The organism is Micromonospora sp. B006, from assembly GCF_003408515.1.
In the GTDB taxonomy this organism is placed as follows: Bacteria; Actinomycetota; Actinomycetes; order Mycobacteriales; family Micromonosporaceae; genus Micromonospora; species Micromonospora echinospora_A.
Map to the genome: position 1 here is coordinate 737341 of NZ_CP030865.1, position 14153 is coordinate 751493.

15 protein-coding genes are annotated in these 14153 nt (G+C 71.8%); 5 read left to right on the forward strand and 10 right to left on the reverse strand.

Translation table 11 applies throughout. The annotated features are described in order from the left end of the window. Window positions 1–16: 16 nt before the first annotated feature. The 3 genes from MicB006_RS03715 to MicB006_RS03725 form a co-directional block, all read right to left on the reverse strand. Window positions 17–400, reverse strand: coding sequence for a hypothetical protein (locus MicB006_RS03715; protein WP_225980633.1), 384 nt, complete (start codon window positions 398–400; stop codon window positions 17–19). Window positions 401–433: 33 nt separating this feature from the next. Beyond that, complete coding sequence (gene rox / locus MicB006_RS03720; RefSeq protein ID WP_116503827.1) at window positions 434–1867, reverse strand: rifampin monooxygenase; 1434 nt, start codon at window positions 1865–1867, stop codon at window positions 434–436. A 72-nt stretch (window positions 1868–1939) separates the two neighbouring features. Continuing rightward, window positions 1940–2878, reverse strand: a complete 939-nt coding sequence (locus MicB006_RS03725) for a helix-turn-helix domain-containing protein (protein WP_116503829.1) — start codon at window positions 2876–2878, stop codon at window positions 1940–1942. Between the two features lie 93 nt (window positions 2879–2971). Here MicB006_RS03725 and MicB006_RS03730 point away from each other — a divergent pair, with 93 nt between their 5' ends. Further along, window positions 2972–3976, forward strand: coding sequence for a saccharopine dehydrogenase NADP-binding domain-containing protein (locus tag MicB006_RS03730; protein ID WP_116503831.1), 1005 nt, complete (start codon window positions 2972–2974; stop codon window positions 3974–3976). A gap of 55 nt (window positions 3977–4031) precedes the next feature. Here the strand turns inward: MicB006_RS03730 and MicB006_RS03735 are convergent, their stop codons facing one another. Continuing rightward, on the reverse strand, window positions 4032–4490 hold the full coding sequence (locus MicB006_RS03735; protein ID WP_073825437.1) for a lamin tail domain-containing protein: 459 nt from the start codon (window positions 4488–4490) through the stop codon (window positions 4032–4034). A 288-nt stretch (window positions 4491–4778) separates the two neighbouring features. On the opposite strand from MicB006_RS03735, the gene MicB006_RS03740 reads away from it, so the two are divergent. Beyond that, on the forward strand, window positions 4779–6881 hold the full coding sequence (locus tag MicB006_RS03740) for a cellulase family glycosylhydrolase (protein WP_116503833.1): 2103 nt from the start codon (window positions 4779–4781) through the stop codon (window positions 6879–6881). A 110-nt stretch (window positions 6882–6991) separates the two neighbouring features. Continuing rightward, the gene (locus MicB006_RS03745; RefSeq protein WP_116503835.1) at window positions 6992–7861 is read left to right on the forward strand and encodes an alpha/beta fold hydrolase; all 870 of its coding nucleotides are present in this window, start codon (window positions 6992–6994) and stop codon (window positions 7859–7861) included. A 6-nt stretch (window positions 7862–7867) separates the two neighbouring features. Here MicB006_RS03745 and MicB006_RS03750 read toward each other — a convergent pair whose 3' ends face one another. After that, a complete protein-coding gene (locus MicB006_RS03750) occupies window positions 7868–8332 on the reverse strand; it encodes a hypothetical protein (protein ID WP_116503837.1) in 465 nt (154 codons plus the stop codon). A 97-nt stretch (window positions 8333–8429) separates the two neighbouring features. Here MicB006_RS03750 and MicB006_RS31610 point away from each other — a divergent pair, with 97 nt between their 5' ends. Further along, window positions 8430–9176 carry a hypothetical protein gene (locus tag MicB006_RS31610; RefSeq protein WP_152037817.1) on the forward strand — a complete coding sequence of 249 codons (747 nt, stop codon included), beginning with the start codon at window positions 8430–8432 and terminating at the stop codon, window positions 9174–9176. 50 nt (window positions 9177–9226) lie between these two features. Here MicB006_RS31610 and MicB006_RS03760 read toward each other — a convergent pair whose 3' ends face one another. The 5 genes from MicB006_RS03760 to MicB006_RS03785 form a co-directional block, all read right to left on the reverse strand. After that, complete coding sequence (locus tag MicB006_RS03760; RefSeq protein WP_116511149.1) at window positions 9227–10411, reverse strand: DDE-type integrase/transposase/recombinase; 1185 nt, start codon at window positions 10409–10411, stop codon at window positions 9227–9229. Window positions 10412–10557: 146 nt separating this feature from the next. Then, the gene (locus tag MicB006_RS03765; protein WP_073825423.1) at window positions 10558–10749 is read right to left on the reverse strand and encodes a general stress protein CsbD; all 192 of its coding nucleotides are present in this window, start codon (window positions 10747–10749) and stop codon (window positions 10558–10560) included. A 187-nt stretch (window positions 10750–10936) separates the two neighbouring features. Then, the gene (locus MicB006_RS03770) at window positions 10937–11653 is read right to left on the reverse strand and encodes a VOC family protein (RefSeq protein WP_116503841.1); all 717 of its coding nucleotides are present in this window, start codon (window positions 11651–11653) and stop codon (window positions 10937–10939) included. A 127-nt stretch (window positions 11654–11780) separates the two neighbouring features. Beyond that, window positions 11781–12995, reverse strand: a complete 1215-nt coding sequence (locus MicB006_RS03775; protein ID WP_192900190.1) for a hypothetical protein — start codon at window positions 12993–12995, stop codon at window positions 11781–11783. A gap of 76 nt (window positions 12996–13071) precedes the next feature. After that, window positions 13072–13728, reverse strand: coding sequence for a 4'-phosphopantetheinyl transferase (locus MicB006_RS03785; RefSeq protein ID WP_192900191.1), 657 nt, complete (start codon window positions 13726–13728; stop codon window positions 13072–13074). 129 nt (window positions 13729–13857) lie between these two features. Here MicB006_RS03785 and MicB006_RS03790 point away from each other — a divergent pair, with 129 nt between their 5' ends. Then, window positions 13858–14127, forward strand: a complete 270-nt coding sequence (locus MicB006_RS03790; RefSeq protein WP_116503844.1) for a hypothetical protein — start codon at window positions 13858–13860, stop codon at window positions 14125–14127. Window positions 14128–14153 lie beyond the last annotated feature (26 nt).

Genomic DNA, 14153 nt, shown 5'->3' on the forward strand with positions numbered 1-14153 from the left:
GCAGCGTCGACGCGCGTCAGCGGGTCCGCTTGTCCTCGACGTGGACGACGGTCAGCTCGTGGCCGTCTCGATCTCGCTTGTGGCGCCCGTACAGACCAACCGCAAGGTCGCTGTCGTCCGAGACCTCGTCCGGGCCGACGTAGGTCAACACGTCGTTGTGATGGCCGTAGACCGCCCAGCCGGGTCCGGGATCGAGCGTGACGGTACCGAAGTCCGCGGACGGTGAGCCGACGTGGACGGGGCCGTACTCGCGCAGGATCTCGACGGCCTGTGCGGCGAGGTCGACGCCCGGCTCGGGGTCCGGCAGGACGACGCACGTGCCGTGCGCGAACACGACCCAGGACTTGCCGTCTCCCAGGATGATGCGACGCCAGATGTCGGCCAGGTTGTCGTTGGACATGAAGCTGATCATTGCCGAGTCCGTGCGCCGTCGCTACCCGCGAACCGTCCCGCCGCCGAACCATCTGGTCAGCGCACCCTCCAACGTCCGCTGGTCGTCGCCCACCCAGACCACGTGCCCGTCCGGCCGCAGCAGCGCCGCGGGCACGTCCAGCTCGTCGCCGGTGCCGGCGACGAGCCCGACCCGGTCGGCCCAGCCGTCCACCGACAGCTTCCCGGTCCCGTCCAGCAACAACCCGCTGCCGGTACGCATCAGCTCGTACAGGCGTCCCTGCGGCAGCGGTACGTCGCGCAGCCGCCGCCCGAGCAGAGGATGACCCTCGCCGACGTCGTACCTGACGCTGATCGCCGTGATCTTCTCGATCAGGAAGCGGTTGACCTCGTCGAAGTCCATGAGCTGCGTCAGCACCTGCCGTACCGCCTGCGGCCCGGGCTCATTGCTGGTCAGCAGCATCTGCGCGCGCGTGTTGGTCAGCACGTCGGCGGCCACCGGGCGCCGCTCGGACTCGTAGGTGTTGAGCAGATCGTCCGGCGCCCACCCGTTCACCTTCGCCGCCAGCTTCCAGCCCAGGTTGAACGCGTCCTGGATGCCCAGGTTGAGCCCCTGTCCGCCCAGCGGCGGGTGGACGTGCGCGGCGTCGCCGGCCAGGAACACCCGCCCGACCCGGTAACGCTCGGCCAGGCGGGTCGCGTCGCCGAAGCGCGACAGCCAGCGCGGGGAGTGCACGCCGAAGTCGGTGCCGGCGTACGCGGTCAGTTGCCGTTTGAAGTCGTCCAGCGTCGGCGGCGCCGATGCGACGTCGGCCGCCGGCACGACCACCCGGAACACGCCGGGCTTGCCCGACGGCCCGAGCCCGAACCGCTTCTCGGTGCGGCGTACCTCGGTCATGATCGCGGTGATCTCGTCCGGGGAGGCGGTCACCTCCATCTCGCCCAGCAGCGTGTCGACAGTCGACGGCTCGCCGGGGAACCCGACGCCGAGTAGCTTCCGGACGGTGCTGCGCCCGCCGTCGCAGCCGACGACGAAACGCGCCCGCAGCGGCTCTGAGGTCTCGTCGTCGAGGCGGACTGTCACGCCGTCGTCGTCCTGATCCAGCCCGGTCACCGCACGACCGCGCCGGATCTCGGCCCCCACCTCGGCCGCGTGGTCGGCGAGCAGCCGGTCGGTGAGCGTCTGCGGGATGCCGAGCACGTACGGGTGGGCGGTGTCCAGATCGGCGGGGGCGGGCTTGTCGATGCCGGCGAAGAACCCCCGGATCGGGTGCTTGCCGCCGTGTTCGAGGAACCGCTCCAGCAGCCCGCGCTGGTCCATCACCTCGATGCTGCGGACGTGCAGGCCGAGCGAGCGCACGTACGGCGGCGGCTCGGGGTCCCGCTCCAGCACGAGCACGCCGACGCCCTGGAGGCGCAACTCGCTCGCCAGCATCATGCCGGTCGGCCCGCCGCCGACCACGATCACGTCGAACACACTTTCCCCCGTGCCGAGTATCAGGCGACCGTCCCCTTGGGCGGCACGAACCGACCATAGCCGTTGTGTCGGTCAGCCTCGGCGGAACGTCCGGCGGTAGGTGTCCGGCGGTACGCCCACGGTGCGGTGGAAGTGCCGGCGCAGCGTCGTCGCCGTACCCATGCCTGACGCCTCCGCGACGGCGTCGATGCTGTCGTCGGTGTTCTCCAGCAGTTCCTGCGCCCGCCGGATGCGCTGCGTGGCCAGCCACTGCGACGGCGTCGCGCCGGTCGCGGCGGTGAAGTGGCGGACCAGGTTGCGGGTGCTCATGTTCGCCTGGCGGGCCAGGTCCGCGACTGTGAGCGGGCGGTCCAGCCGTGCCATCGCCCACGGCAGCAGCGCGGCGAGCGGGTGGTCCTCGCGGGCCGGGACCGGAGTAGTGACGTACTGGGCCTGGCCGCCCGCGCGGTGCGGCGGCACGACCAGGCGACGGGCGACCGCGTTGGCGACTGTGGAGCCGTGGTCGCGGCGGATCAGGTGCAGGCACAGGTCGATGGCGGCGGCCTTGCCGGCGGAGGCGAGCACGGTGCCGTTGTCGACGTAGAGCACGTCCGGGTCGACCTGGACGCGGGGGTAGCGGGCGGCGAGCGCCTCGGTGTGCGCCCAGTGGGTGGTGGCGCGCAGCCCGTCGAGGATGCCGGCGGCGGCGAACACGAACGCGCCGGTGCAGAAGGAAACCATCCGGGCGCCTGCCGCGTGGGCGGCGCGGACCGCCTCGACCAGGTCGGACGGCGGCTCGGCGTCGGTGTCCTCGATCGCCGGGACGATCACCGTATCGGCGCGGGCGAGGTGGTCCAGTCCGTGGTCGGGCGTGATGGCGAACCGGCCGACGCCGACCGGGCCGGGGCCGCAGACCACCAGGTCGTACCAGGGGTCGGCCAGCCCGGTCGGGTCGCGGACGAAGATCTCGCAGGCCGCTGCCAGCTCGAAGTGCAGCATCCCGTCGGTGGCGGCGAGCGCGATGGTGGCCATGTCCGAAACTGTACGGGCATTGGCGTTTGCGACACTGGCCCGGCACTCGGCGTCCGGCGAGGATCATTCCAGTCGATCTTTTGAGGGGGCGTCATGCGGGTGGCGGTGTTCGGGGCGTACGGGCACACCGGGCGGTTCGTGGTGGCGGAGCTGCGCGAGCGGGGGTACGAGCCGCTGCCGCTCGGGCGCGACGCCGGGAAGCTGGCGGCCGCGTTCCCGGAGGGGGAGCACCGGGTGGCGTCGGTGGATGATCCGGGCTCGCTGGACCGGGCGCTGGCCGGGGCGGCGGCGGTAATCAACTGCGCCGGGCCGTTCGCCTCGACCGCGGGCCCGCTGATCGAGGCCGCGCTGCGGGCCGGGATCCCCTACGTCGACGTGGCGGCCGAGATCGAGGCCAACCGGGACACGTTCGCGCACTACGCCGAGCGTGCCGAGGCGGCCGGTGTCGCGGTGGTGCCCGCGATGGCGTTCTTCGGCGGACGCGGTGACCTGCTGGTCACCGCCGCGATGGGGGACTGGGCGGCGGCCGACGAGGCGCATGTCGCGTACGGGCTGAGCAGCTGGCACCCGACGGCCGGGACGGTCGCCTCCGGCGTCGTGTCGCGCGAGCGCCGCGACGGCCGGCGGGTCCGCTTCACCGACGGGCGACTGGTGTACGCCGACGGCGACCTGCCCCGGCTGGACTGGGAGTTCCCGGCGCCGCTGGGGGTGCGGCCGGTGCTCGGCGAGTTCACCATGGCCGACGTGGTGACGGTGCCGAGTCACCTGGACATCCCGGAGGTGTGCACGTACATGACCGCCGACGCGGCCCGTGACCTGGCGGCGGGGGACGCTCCGGCCGCTGTGGACGAGCGCGGCCGGTCCGCGCAGACGTTCACTGTGGACGTGGTGGTGCGGGCCGGCGACGTCCGGCGGCGGGTGGTCGCGCAGGGGCAGGACATCTACGCGATCAGCGCGCCACTCGCGGTGGAGGCGACGCACCGCGTCCTGACCGGGCGGACCCGGGTGAAGGGTGTCGCCTCGGCCGGCCGGATCTTCGACGCGCCGGACTTCCTGCGCGCGCTGTCGGACCACCTCACAGTGCGGTCGTCGGTGTGACCGACGGAAACGGCCGGCCCACCCCGATCGGGTGGGCCGGCCGTTTCGCGGGTGGTCAGCAGCTGGTGTAGCCGCGTCCACCCTTGCCCCAGCTGCAGCTGTCGACCAGGCTGCCGGAGGGGTTGCGCAGGTAGGCGGTGTCGCCGTCGTTGTTCCAGACGTACGCGGCGCTGCCCCAGTAGCGGTGGGTGCCCTTGTTGGTGCCCTTGCCGGTGTGGATGACGATGCTGTTCCCGGCGGCCACCTTGAAGTCGCCGGTGAACGAGTAGACGTGGCCGGCCTTGTCGCGCACGTAGTAGCCCTTGAGGTTGAGGACCGTCTTGCGCTTGTTGGTCAGCTGGACGTACTCGGCGTTCAGGCTCGCGTTCGAGCGGGTGTCCTTGCCGGGGGAGTCGTAGTACACCTTGGTGATCATGAAAGGCGGCGTGGCGGCCTGGGCCGGAGCGGCGGCGGCGAACGTGCCGGCGAGGGCGATGGTGATCGCCGACGCGATGCCGAGAAGCCTTCTGCGCACGATGTCCCCTTGAGTTCAGAGCGGTGTTGGCGGGCGAGAGCGTAGCGAGGATTCCCAGCCGAGTTTGTTCCCACGAAGCGTGTCCGCCCGCCTTCGGACCGGCCGTCGGATCGATGTGTCCGGTCGTCGAACCGGCCCGGTCGGTGGGGTGAGGGCGGGATGCCGGAACGGTTACGCATCCACATATGCCGATTGACAATGTTTGGAATCCAAACTTATTCTCGCGCTGGGCGGGTGCGCGCCCCGCCTTCCCCGTCCACGCGCCCACCCCACCACGAAGGAACCACCATGTTCCGCTCTTTCCGTACCGCCCGAATGCGGGTCGGCCTGGTCGCGGCGACCGCCGCCACACTCGTGGCCGGCACCGCACTGCTGGCGACGAACGCCCAGGCGGCGGCCGGCTGCCGCGTCACCTACACGACCGCCAGCCAGTGGCCCGGCGGCTTCACCGCGAACGTCGACGTGACGAACCTGGGTGACCCGGTCAACGGCTGGAGCCTGCGCTGGACGTTCCCGTCCGGCCAGCGGGTCACCCAGGCGTGGAGCGCCGACGTCACCTCCTCCGGCGCCGACGTCACCGCCACGAACGTCGGCTACAACGGCGCGATCGCCACCAACGGCACCGTCTCGTTCGGCTTCAACGGCTCCTGGACCGGCGCCAACACCGCGCCCACCGCGTTCACGCTGAACGGGGTCGCCTGCACCGGCGGTGTCGTCGGGACCACCGCGCCGGCCACCACGCCCCCAGTGACCACGCCGCCGCCCACGACTCCGCCGCCCACCACGCCGCCGCCCGCCGGCAACGCCATGGCCGCCGTCGCCGCCATGCAGCCCGGCTGGAACCTCGGCAACTCCTTCGACGCGGTCGGCGCGGACGAAACCGCCTGGGGCAACCCGCGGGTCACCGAGGCGCTGCTGGACAACGTCCGGGCGCAGGGCTTCAACAGCATCCGCATCCCGGTGACCTGGAGCAACCACCACGGCGCCGCGCCGAACTACACGATCGACTCCGCCTGGCTCAACCGGGTACGCGAGGTGGTCGGCTGGGCGCTCGCCGACGGCTTCTACGTGGTGCTCAACATCCACCACGACTCGTGGCAGTGGATCAACACGATGCCCACCGACCGCACAGGCGTGCTGAACCGCTACAACGCGCTCTGGACCCAGATCGCCGCCGCGTTCAAGGACTCCTCGCCGAAGCTGACCTTCGAGAGCGTCAACGAGCCGCAGTTCACCGGCAGCTCCGGCGACGCGCAGAACGCCACGCTGCTCAACGAGCTGAACATGTCGTTCCACCGAATCGTCCGCCAGTCCGGCGGGAACAACGCCACCCGGTTGCTCGTCCTGCCGACCCTGCACACCTCCGCCGAGCAGGCCCGGGTGGACGAGCTGGTCAGCACGTTCAACACGCTCAACGACCCGAACCTGATCGCCACCGTGCACTTCTACGGGTACTGGCCGTTCAGCGTGAACGTCGCCGGCGGCACCAGGTTCGACGCCACGGTCCAGCAGGACCTGACCGACCAGTTCGACCGCGTCTACAACGCCTTCGTCACCCGCAACATCCCGGTCATCATCGGCGAGTACGGGCTGCTCGGCTTCGACCGGCACACCGGCACCATCGAGCAGGGCGAGAAGCTCAAGTTCTTCGAGTTCCTTGGCCACTACGCGCGCAGCCGCAAACTGACCACCCAGCTCTGGGACAACGGCCAGCACCTCGACCGCACGTCGTTCGTGTGGAAGGACCCCGAGCTGTTCGCGCAGATCAAGTCGAGCTGGACCACCCGCTCCGGCACCGCGTCCAGCGACCAGGTGTACGTGCCGCGCACCGGCACGATCACCGCCAAGAGCCTGACGCTCAACCTGAACGGCACCACGTTCCAGGGGCTGCGCCAGGGCACCACCGACCTGGTCAACGGCACCGACTACACGGTCTCCGGCAGCACCCTGACGCTCACCGCGTCGGCGCTGACCCGGCTGGTCGGCTCCCGCGCGTACGGCGTGAACGCCAACCTCCAAGCGCGCTTCTCCGCGGGCGTGCCGTGGCGGATCAGCATCATCACGTACGACCCGCCGGTGCTCTCCAACGCGACAGGCACCACCGCGGCGTTCACGCTCCCGGCGCAGTTCCGCGGCGACCAGCTCGCCACCATGGAGGCGAAGTACGCGGACGGCAGCAACGCCGGCCCGCACAACTGGACCTCGTACAAGGAGTTCGACGTGACGTTCGCGCCGAACTACACCGGCAACACGATCGCGCTGAAGCCGGAGTTCTTCGCCGAGGTCAACGACGGTCAGCGGGTCACCCTGACGTTCCACTTCTGGAGCGGCACGAAGCTGACCTACTACGTGACGAAGTCCGGCAGCACCGTCACCGGCACGGTGAGCTGACGGCGACGGCACGGCTCGCGGCGGCGGGCGTCGACACCGCCGCGAGCCGGTGCCGGCGGAGTTTCCCGCCGGACCGATGAATTCCCGGACCGGCGACGGTCGACAGAGGCATGAACACGCTTACTCTGCAGACGCCCGAGGTCGACCTCGTCTACGACATTCGCACGCCGAGCGCCGCCGACGCCGGACACCGGCCGCTGTTCATGATCGGCCAGCCCATGTGCGCCGACGGCTTCGCCACGCTGGCCTCGTACTTCCCGGACCGGACCGTCGTCACGTACGACCCGCGCGGGCTCGGGCGCAGCGTCCGCAAGGACGGCCGCGGCGACGACGTGCCCGAGGTCCAGGCCCGGGACGTACGCGACATCATCGAGGCCCTCGGCGCGGGACCGGTGGACATGTTCGCCAGCAGCGGCGGCGCGGTCACAGCGCTCGCCCTGGTGGCCGCGTACCCGGACGCGGTGGCCACGCTCGTGGCGCACGAGCCGCCGCTGGTCCAGGTGCTGCCCGACGCCGACGCCGCCCGGCGAGCCATGGCCGCCTGCCAGGAGGCATACCAGAAGAGCGGCTGGGGCGCGGGCATGGCGGCGTTCATCGCCATGACGTCGTGGCGGGGCGAGTTCACCGACGAGTACTTCGCCCAGCCACTGCCCGACCCCGCCGCGTTCGGTATGCCGACCGAGGACGACGGCAGCCGGGACGACCCGCTGCTCTCCGACCGGGCGGCGGCGGTCACCCGTTTCCGGCCGGACGTGGACGCGCTGCGCGCGGCGCGTACCCGGGTCGTCGTCGCGGTGGGCGAGGAGTCGGCGGACACCTTCACCGGACGCACGTCGGTGGCCGCGGCCGAGCTGCTCGGCGGGAAGGCCGCGGTCTTCCCCAGCCACCACGGCGGGTTCCTGGGTGAGGAGATGGGCCACGCCGGGCAGCCGGAGGCGTTCGCGCGCCGGCTGCGGGAGATCCTCGACGGCGCCGCCTGACCGGGCTCAGGCGCGGCGCACGTCGGTGACCATGACCGGGTAGGGGCCGGCCGGCATGTCGGCCCCCGCCTGGTCGGCGGGCACCACGTTCTCCATCCGCAGCCGCAGGGTGGCCGGGTCGGCGGCGTCCACTGTGATCCGCCATTCCCATCCGCCGCCGTACCCGGCGCTCAGCTCGACCGCCGCCGCGCCGCCCGCCGTGCCGGTCAGCGTCATCGGCGTCGGCTGCTGGTGCCACGAGTCGCCCCACCAGGCGACGAGCGAGCCCGGCTGCTCCCCGGCGGCGATCACCAGCAGACCGTCCTGCGGCCCGTCGTCCGGATGGGCCCACGAGTACGACACGGTGGTCAGGTGGCCCCCGGCGGCGGTCGCGACGGTGGCGGTGGCCGGCGACTCGGCGAGCGGGTCGGCGGGCATCAGACGGAAGCCGCTGGTGCCGGCCCAGGACCCGGTGACGTCAGTGAGAACCATCGCCCCAGGATAGGAACCACCCCCGACACCGCCCGCCGACGCGGATCACGCGGCGCGCCACCTCGCCCGGTCCTCGCCGGCCTTGCGCGTGCAGCGCATGAGCGTGCCCTTGGCGGTACGGCCGGTCGCGCCGACCGGCGAGCAGAAGGCGCCAGGGTGGACGGAGCCCTGGACGGTGCCGGTGGACGGTTTGGTGGTCCGGGGCGCGCTCGTGGTCCGCTTCGGCGTCGGCTTGGGCGTGGTCCGCTTCGGCTTCGGCCGAGGCGCCGGCCGCGCGGTCGCGGTCTGCGGCGACGGCTCGGCGGACCGCGTCGCCGGCAGGGCGGACGGCGCGTCGGTCGGTGTGGCGGCGTTCGAGGGCGAGCCGGACGAGTGGGCGGCAGGGGGCGGATCGGCGCTGCGCGCAGTCGCGGACGAGGCCGCGCTGATCGACGCGGGCTTCTCGTCCGTCGCGCCGCCGACGGCGGCGAGCCCGCCGCCGCAGCAGCACAGCATCAGTACCCCGCCGGACACGAGCACGGCTTTCGTGCCGCCGGAGAGCCGGCGCCACCAGGACTGCTTCGGTATCGGCCATGATCTCTGCGGTGATGGCTTGGTCACGCCACACAGTCTGCTTGCGCCATCAATGATTGCGATTGGTCAACTGGCGCGTTTCGCATCGACGCTCGGCGACATGCGCCGACAATCCGTCGGCATGCTCAGCCGACCGATGAAAGCCAGGGCACAGCCGACCCATCGGCGGTCCCCGATCGGGACGCGCGACGCCGCCAGGCGTACGGCATCCATCTGCCGATCATCGTGCGACCGGACGCCGCGAGATCTTGGAAGATTTCGGCCCCCGTGAGGGCTGTCATGTCCCGGGACATGTGTCAACGGGAAGTCCCGATAGATGTGTCAGGGGTTGTGGGTCATGGGGGTGGGGGTGAGGGGGATGTAGTTCTTGTCGGGGTTGAGGTGGAGGTGGCCGATGGGTTGGCCGTCGGGGTGGTAGATGGTGACGTGGTTGTTGTCGCGGATGGCGGTGACGGTGGTGCCGGCGTGGGTGGTGCCGACGCTGGTGCGGTGTCCGGCGACGGCGATGGCGCCGTTGCTGGCCACGGGGCAGTGGTGCAGGGTGGCGTCGGTTTGCAGGGGTGCGCTGGTGGGTCCGCCGAGGGTGGGTGCGTGGGTCCAGGCGTGGGCGGGTGTGGTGCGGCGGGGTAGGGCGCTGTGGCGGCGTTGGGTGTTGTAGTAGCGGCGGTAGGTGTCCAGGAGTGCTTGCAGGGCGGTGAGGGTCTGCGGTGGGGGTTGGGTGCTCAGCCATTTTTTGAGGGTTTGGTGGTGGCGTTCGACCTTGCCGCAGGTTTGTGGGTGGTAGGGGCTGGAGTTGATCGGGCGGGCGCCGTGGTCGATCAGGGTCTGCACGAAGGTGGAGATTGATCCGGGTCGGGTCCGGCGGCTGGTGAACGCGATGCCGTTGTCGCTGAGCACGATGGCCGGCACGCCGTAGGCGGTGAACGCCTGTCTGATCGCGGTGATCGCGGCTCGGGCGGTCTCCGCGGCGGCGGCGTGGCAGGCGACCAGGGTGCGGGTGCAGTCGTCCAGGACGTCGAAGACGACGACAGTGCGGCCGTCGGCGAGTTTCACTTCGGTGGCGTCGATCTGATAGCAGTCGCGGGGCCGGGCATAGCTGAAACGCCGCCACGAACTACGCGGTCGTTTAGCCGGAGTAGCCACGAGCAGGTCATGTCGGGCCAGCACCCGGTTGACCGTCGAGCGTGACGGCACCGACCAGGACGCGTCGGTGCGCTGGCGCACATCGTCCAACGCGTCTCGGATGAAGTCCGCCCCGTTGTCCGGGCCGAGTTCAGCGCGCAGTTTGCAGATCCACGCGTCCACCTCCGGCGGCGTGACCCGCGGACTGCTACGCGGACGCCGGGATCGTTCCTGCCACTGACCCTCGGCCCGGATACGTGCGCGGTGCCGGTACACCGTGCGCACCGACACCCCGTGCTCACGCGCGAACTCGGCCGCGTTCACCCGAACCCCCGCCGCCAGCTGCGCGTCCAGCAGGTTCATCACATGCCGCCGAGAAGCCATGCCCGGCAGCACATACCACCCGACCCAAGATCCCTACCACGTGACACATGTATCGGGACTTCAACGCTGACAGATGTCATGGGACTGAACAGCCCCCGTGAGGGCCGTTTGCTTCCAAGATCTGCGCTTTGGGGAGCGCGGAGACGCTAGGCGGTGAAGTTGTCGTCGGCGTCGCGGGCGTCCTCCTGGACGTGTTCGCCGGGGCGCTTGCCACGGATCTCGTCCAGTTCCCGCACCCGGTCGGCTTCGGCGTGTTCGTCCTGGTTCAGGTCACCCAGGCGGGCCCGGGCCGGACCGGCCAGGTTCTCCAGGTCGTTGTTCGCCCGCTCGACGCTCATGCCGCCTCCCCGGATCGTCGCGTGGCGGCCCTCGCCGCCTGCCACGTCGCGTCCCCGCTGACCCGCACGGCAAACCGCCGCCACCGGCTCGGCGTCAGCCCGCACCCCGGCACGGCCCGCGCCGCCCGGCCGTGGGCTGCGTCGGGCGGCCGTGGGCGCGCCGCCCGGCGGTGGCCGCGCCGGGCGGCTACGCGGGCGGCAGGGCTGTGAGCAGGTCCTCGGCGTGCCGCAGCGTGTCGGCCAGCCGGGCGCGCGACTCGTCGTCCAGCGGGACCGACCGGGCCTGCCGCACCCGTTCCCGGGCGGCCTCCGGCTCCCCGAGTTGCAGCGCCAGCTCGGCCCGGTAGACCAGCGCCTCCACCAGGACCGCGGGGTCGTCGGCCGCGTCCGGCCGGGCCAGCGCGCCGTCGAGAATGCGCGCGGCCTGACCGGGATCGCCGCGCGAGTCGCCCTGCACCACGGCGTTACCCAGCGTGCGGGCGAGCCCGCCCCGGTCGTCGGCGTCCGGCGCCGAGGCCCGGGCCACGAACCGGATCCAGTTGCCGCCCGGGTCGACGATGCTGAACCCGGAGTGCCCGTCCTGATTGCGGCGGGGCTGGGGCCGGGTCATCCGGGGTACGCCGGCGACCAGCACCTTGCCGTACGTGGTGCGCATGCCGTCGGCGAAGGCGCGGTGCAGGTCGGCCAGGTCGTCCACCACCACCAGGCAGGAGCCGTACGAGTCGGCCGGATCGAACTCGGCCATCCCGAAGAAGTGCAGGTTGAGATCCTCCCGGCACAGGGCCAGGTACGGGTTCGGGCGCTCCTGCCGGTACGTCACCTCGAATCCGAGCGCCTGGTAGAAGGGCGCCACGTCGTCAACTGAACGGCAGGGCAGCAGCGGGATGGTCGTCTCGTTCGCCATCCTCCGAGCCTGGCCACCGGGAGCGCCCACGCGCACATGGAAATGACCATTCGGCCGGCTGGCGCCGTCCGAACGGTCACCGGGGCCGGTCCGAGACGGACCGGCCCCGGTGCGGGTTAGGCGCGGGTCAGGGCTTCCAGGACCCGGCGGTACGGAAGCGGTGCTTGTACTCGACGACGCCGTTCTGGTCCTTGACGTCGAAGATGAGCTGACCGCTGCGCTTGGAACCGGCGGGCAGGTTGTTGCCCGAGGTCATCAGCTTGCCGCACCCCGAGAAGGCGCCGCCGATGCCGTTCTCCTCGGTGCCGTCCTCGGCCACCCAGGAGAAGTAGAACGGGTTGATCGAACCGGTGCCCTTGGTGATCTCGGCGGTCACGTCGGCGATCATGAACATGCCCTTCTTCGGGCCGGGCATGATCTCGTTGCAGGCGGCGTTCCGGGTCCGGAAGTTTCCGACAGTGATCTCGATGGTGCCGTCGGCGTCGTTGATGATCAGCTTGTCGCCGGCCGGCATGTTGAAGGTCTTGTCGTCGGTGGTGCCCGGCTGCGGCGTGCCGGTGGGAGCGCCGGTCGGGGTCTCCTGGGTCGGGACGCCGTCGGTGACGCTCGGCGTGGGCGGCGAGTCGACGACCTCCTGGGCCTTGTTCACGCCACTGTAGACGGCGAAGATGCCGCCACCGCAGCAGAGCAGCAGCAGGAGCGCCGCGACGATGCCGATCGTGATCCAGACGTTCTTGTTCGACTTCTTGGCCGACGGCCCGAAGGGCGCTCCCGGCGGCGGATACGGCGCGCCGGTGGGCGGATACGGCTGCCCACCGCCCGGCGGCGGGTAGCCCCCCGGCTGCTGGTACTCGCTGCCCGGCGGCGGGTACGGCGCGCCCGGCTGCTGGTACTCGCTACCGGGGGGCTGGTACGGCGCGCCCGGGGGCTGGTACTCGCTGCCCGGCGGCTGATACGCCGCGCCCGGCGGCTGGTATTCGCTGCCCGGCGGCGGGTAGGGCGCGCCCGAGGTCGGCGGCGCCGGCGGGAAGCCCTGGGTGGGCGCGGGTGGCGGGTACTGCTCACCCGGCCCCGGCTGCGGCGGGTACGGCGCACCGGAGGTCGGCGGATACGGCGTGCCCGACACCGGCGGATACGGCGCGCCCGAAACGGGCGGCTGCGGCGTGCCCGGAGGCGGCGGATAGGGCGCGCCTGAGACCGGGGGCGTCGGCGCGTCCGGGGCGGGCGGCGGCTCGTACGGGTCGCTCGGCGGCGTCGGCGCGGTGGGGAACGCCTGCGTCGGCGGCTCCGGTGGCTGCTGGTTCGGGTCCGGTGACCCGGACGGAGGCTGAGGGTGGCTCACCGTACTCCTTGGGGCGCCTTCGGGATTTTCAGTCGGAACGACGGTACAAGCCCGCGGCAACCCGGCCGACAGGGCGTCATCGATGTGGCAGGACGGCGGCGGTGCGCACCAGATCGTCGTCCACCGCGAACCGTCCGGTCACGCGGGACGGCGGGTCGGCCACCGGGGCGGCAGCGAGCCGGGCCGGCGCGATCTCGGCGTGGAACGTGCCCGCCTCCGGGTCGAGCGTGACGCGCGCGTCGGCGAAGCCCAGCCAGGTCCCGACGAGCGGGTGCCAGACCTTGTAGACGGTCTCCTTGGCGCTAAACAACACGGTCGGCCAGGGCATCCCGGCCGGCAGCCGGGCCAGGTCCGCCTCCTCGTCGGGGCGGCACACCTTCCGTCGTACCCCGGGGGAGAGCGGGCGGAGCCGCTCGGCGTCGATGCCGACGGCGCGCACGTCGGCGGCGCGGGCGGCGGCGGCCGCGCAGTAGTCCCGGGTGTGGGTGATCGCGCCGACGACGCCGGGTGGCCAGACGGGAGCCCGGTCCGCGCCGGCCGGTACCGCCGTGGCGGTCAGGCCGAGCGTGGCGAGCGCGCGGCGGGCGCAGACCCGGCCGGCGGTGAAGTCGCGGCGGCGGTGGAGCACCGCGCGGTCGCCGAGGGCGGCCTGTTCGGCCGGAAGCAGTTCGCCGGACCAGTCGGCCGGTCCGGCCACCGACACGGCGACCACGGCCGGCAGCAGATCACGCACGTGCGGTGGATGACGGGGACACGCGGTGAACGTACCGTAACGCGGGGGCGTGCCGCGGCGCTGACAGAGTGTTGCGGGGAGGCAACCGGTCCATCACCACCACGATCCTGGACAGGGAAGGAGCGGCGGATGACGCGTGGCGCGGAGGCACCGGGGAGGCGGGGCGGCGAGCACGCGCCGGTGACCCCCGACTGGACCTGCGGCTCGTGCGGTGACGAATGGCCCTGCGCCACGAAACGTCACCACTTGTTGAGCGAGTACCAGGTGGACCGGGCGTCGTTGAGCGTCTATCTCGGCTCCTGCCTGGCCGCCGCCACGCAGGACCTGCGCTCCGTGCCGGTCACCGCGCTCCAGGACCGCTTCATCGGCTGGGTGCCGCGCGGCCCGAGGACGATCTGAGCTTCCGGTGGCCGTCGCGTCGGGTT

Coding starts and splice junctions, on each gene's coding strand:
- MicB006_RS03750 (WP_116503837.1), bottom strand. CDS start 8,332: ATGGTTCTCACTGACGTCACCGGGTCCTGGGCCGGCACCAGCGGCTTC.
- MicB006_RS03740 (WP_116503833.1), top strand. CDS start 4,779: ATGTTCCGCTCTTTCCGTACCGCCCGAATGCGGGTCGGCCTGGTCGCG.
- MicB006_RS03765 (WP_073825423.1), bottom strand. CDS start 10,749: ATGAGCGTCGAGCGGGCGAACAACGACCTGGAGAACCTGGCCGGTCCG.
- MicB006_RS31610 (WP_152037817.1), top strand. CDS start 8,430: ATGAGCGTGCCCTTGGCGGTACGGCCGGTCGCGCCGACCGGCGAGCAG.
- MicB006_RS03715 (WP_225980633.1), bottom strand. CDS start 400: ATGTCCAACGACAACCTGGCCGACATCTGGCGTCGCATCATCCTGGGA.
- MicB006_RS03760 (WP_116511149.1), bottom strand. CDS start 10,411: ATGGCTTCTCGGCGGCATGTGATGAACCTGCTGGACGCGCAGCTGGCG.
- MicB006_RS03730 (WP_116503831.1), top strand. CDS start 2,972: ATGCGGGTGGCGGTGTTCGGGGCGTACGGGCACACCGGGCGGTTCGTG.
- MicB006_RS03770 (WP_116503841.1), bottom strand. CDS start 11,653: ATGGCGAACGAGACGACCATCCCGCTGCTGCCCTGCCGTTCAGTTGAC.
- MicB006_RS03725 (WP_116503829.1), bottom strand. CDS start 2,878: ATGGCCACCATCGCGCTCGCCGCCACCGACGGGATGCTGCACTTCGAG.
- MicB006_RS03790 (WP_116503844.1), top strand. CDS start 13,858: ATGACGCGTGGCGCGGAGGCACCGGGGAGGCGGGGCGGCGAGCACGCG.
- MicB006_RS03745 (WP_116503835.1), top strand. CDS start 6,992: ATGAACACGCTTACTCTGCAGACGCCCGAGGTCGACCTCGTCTACGAC.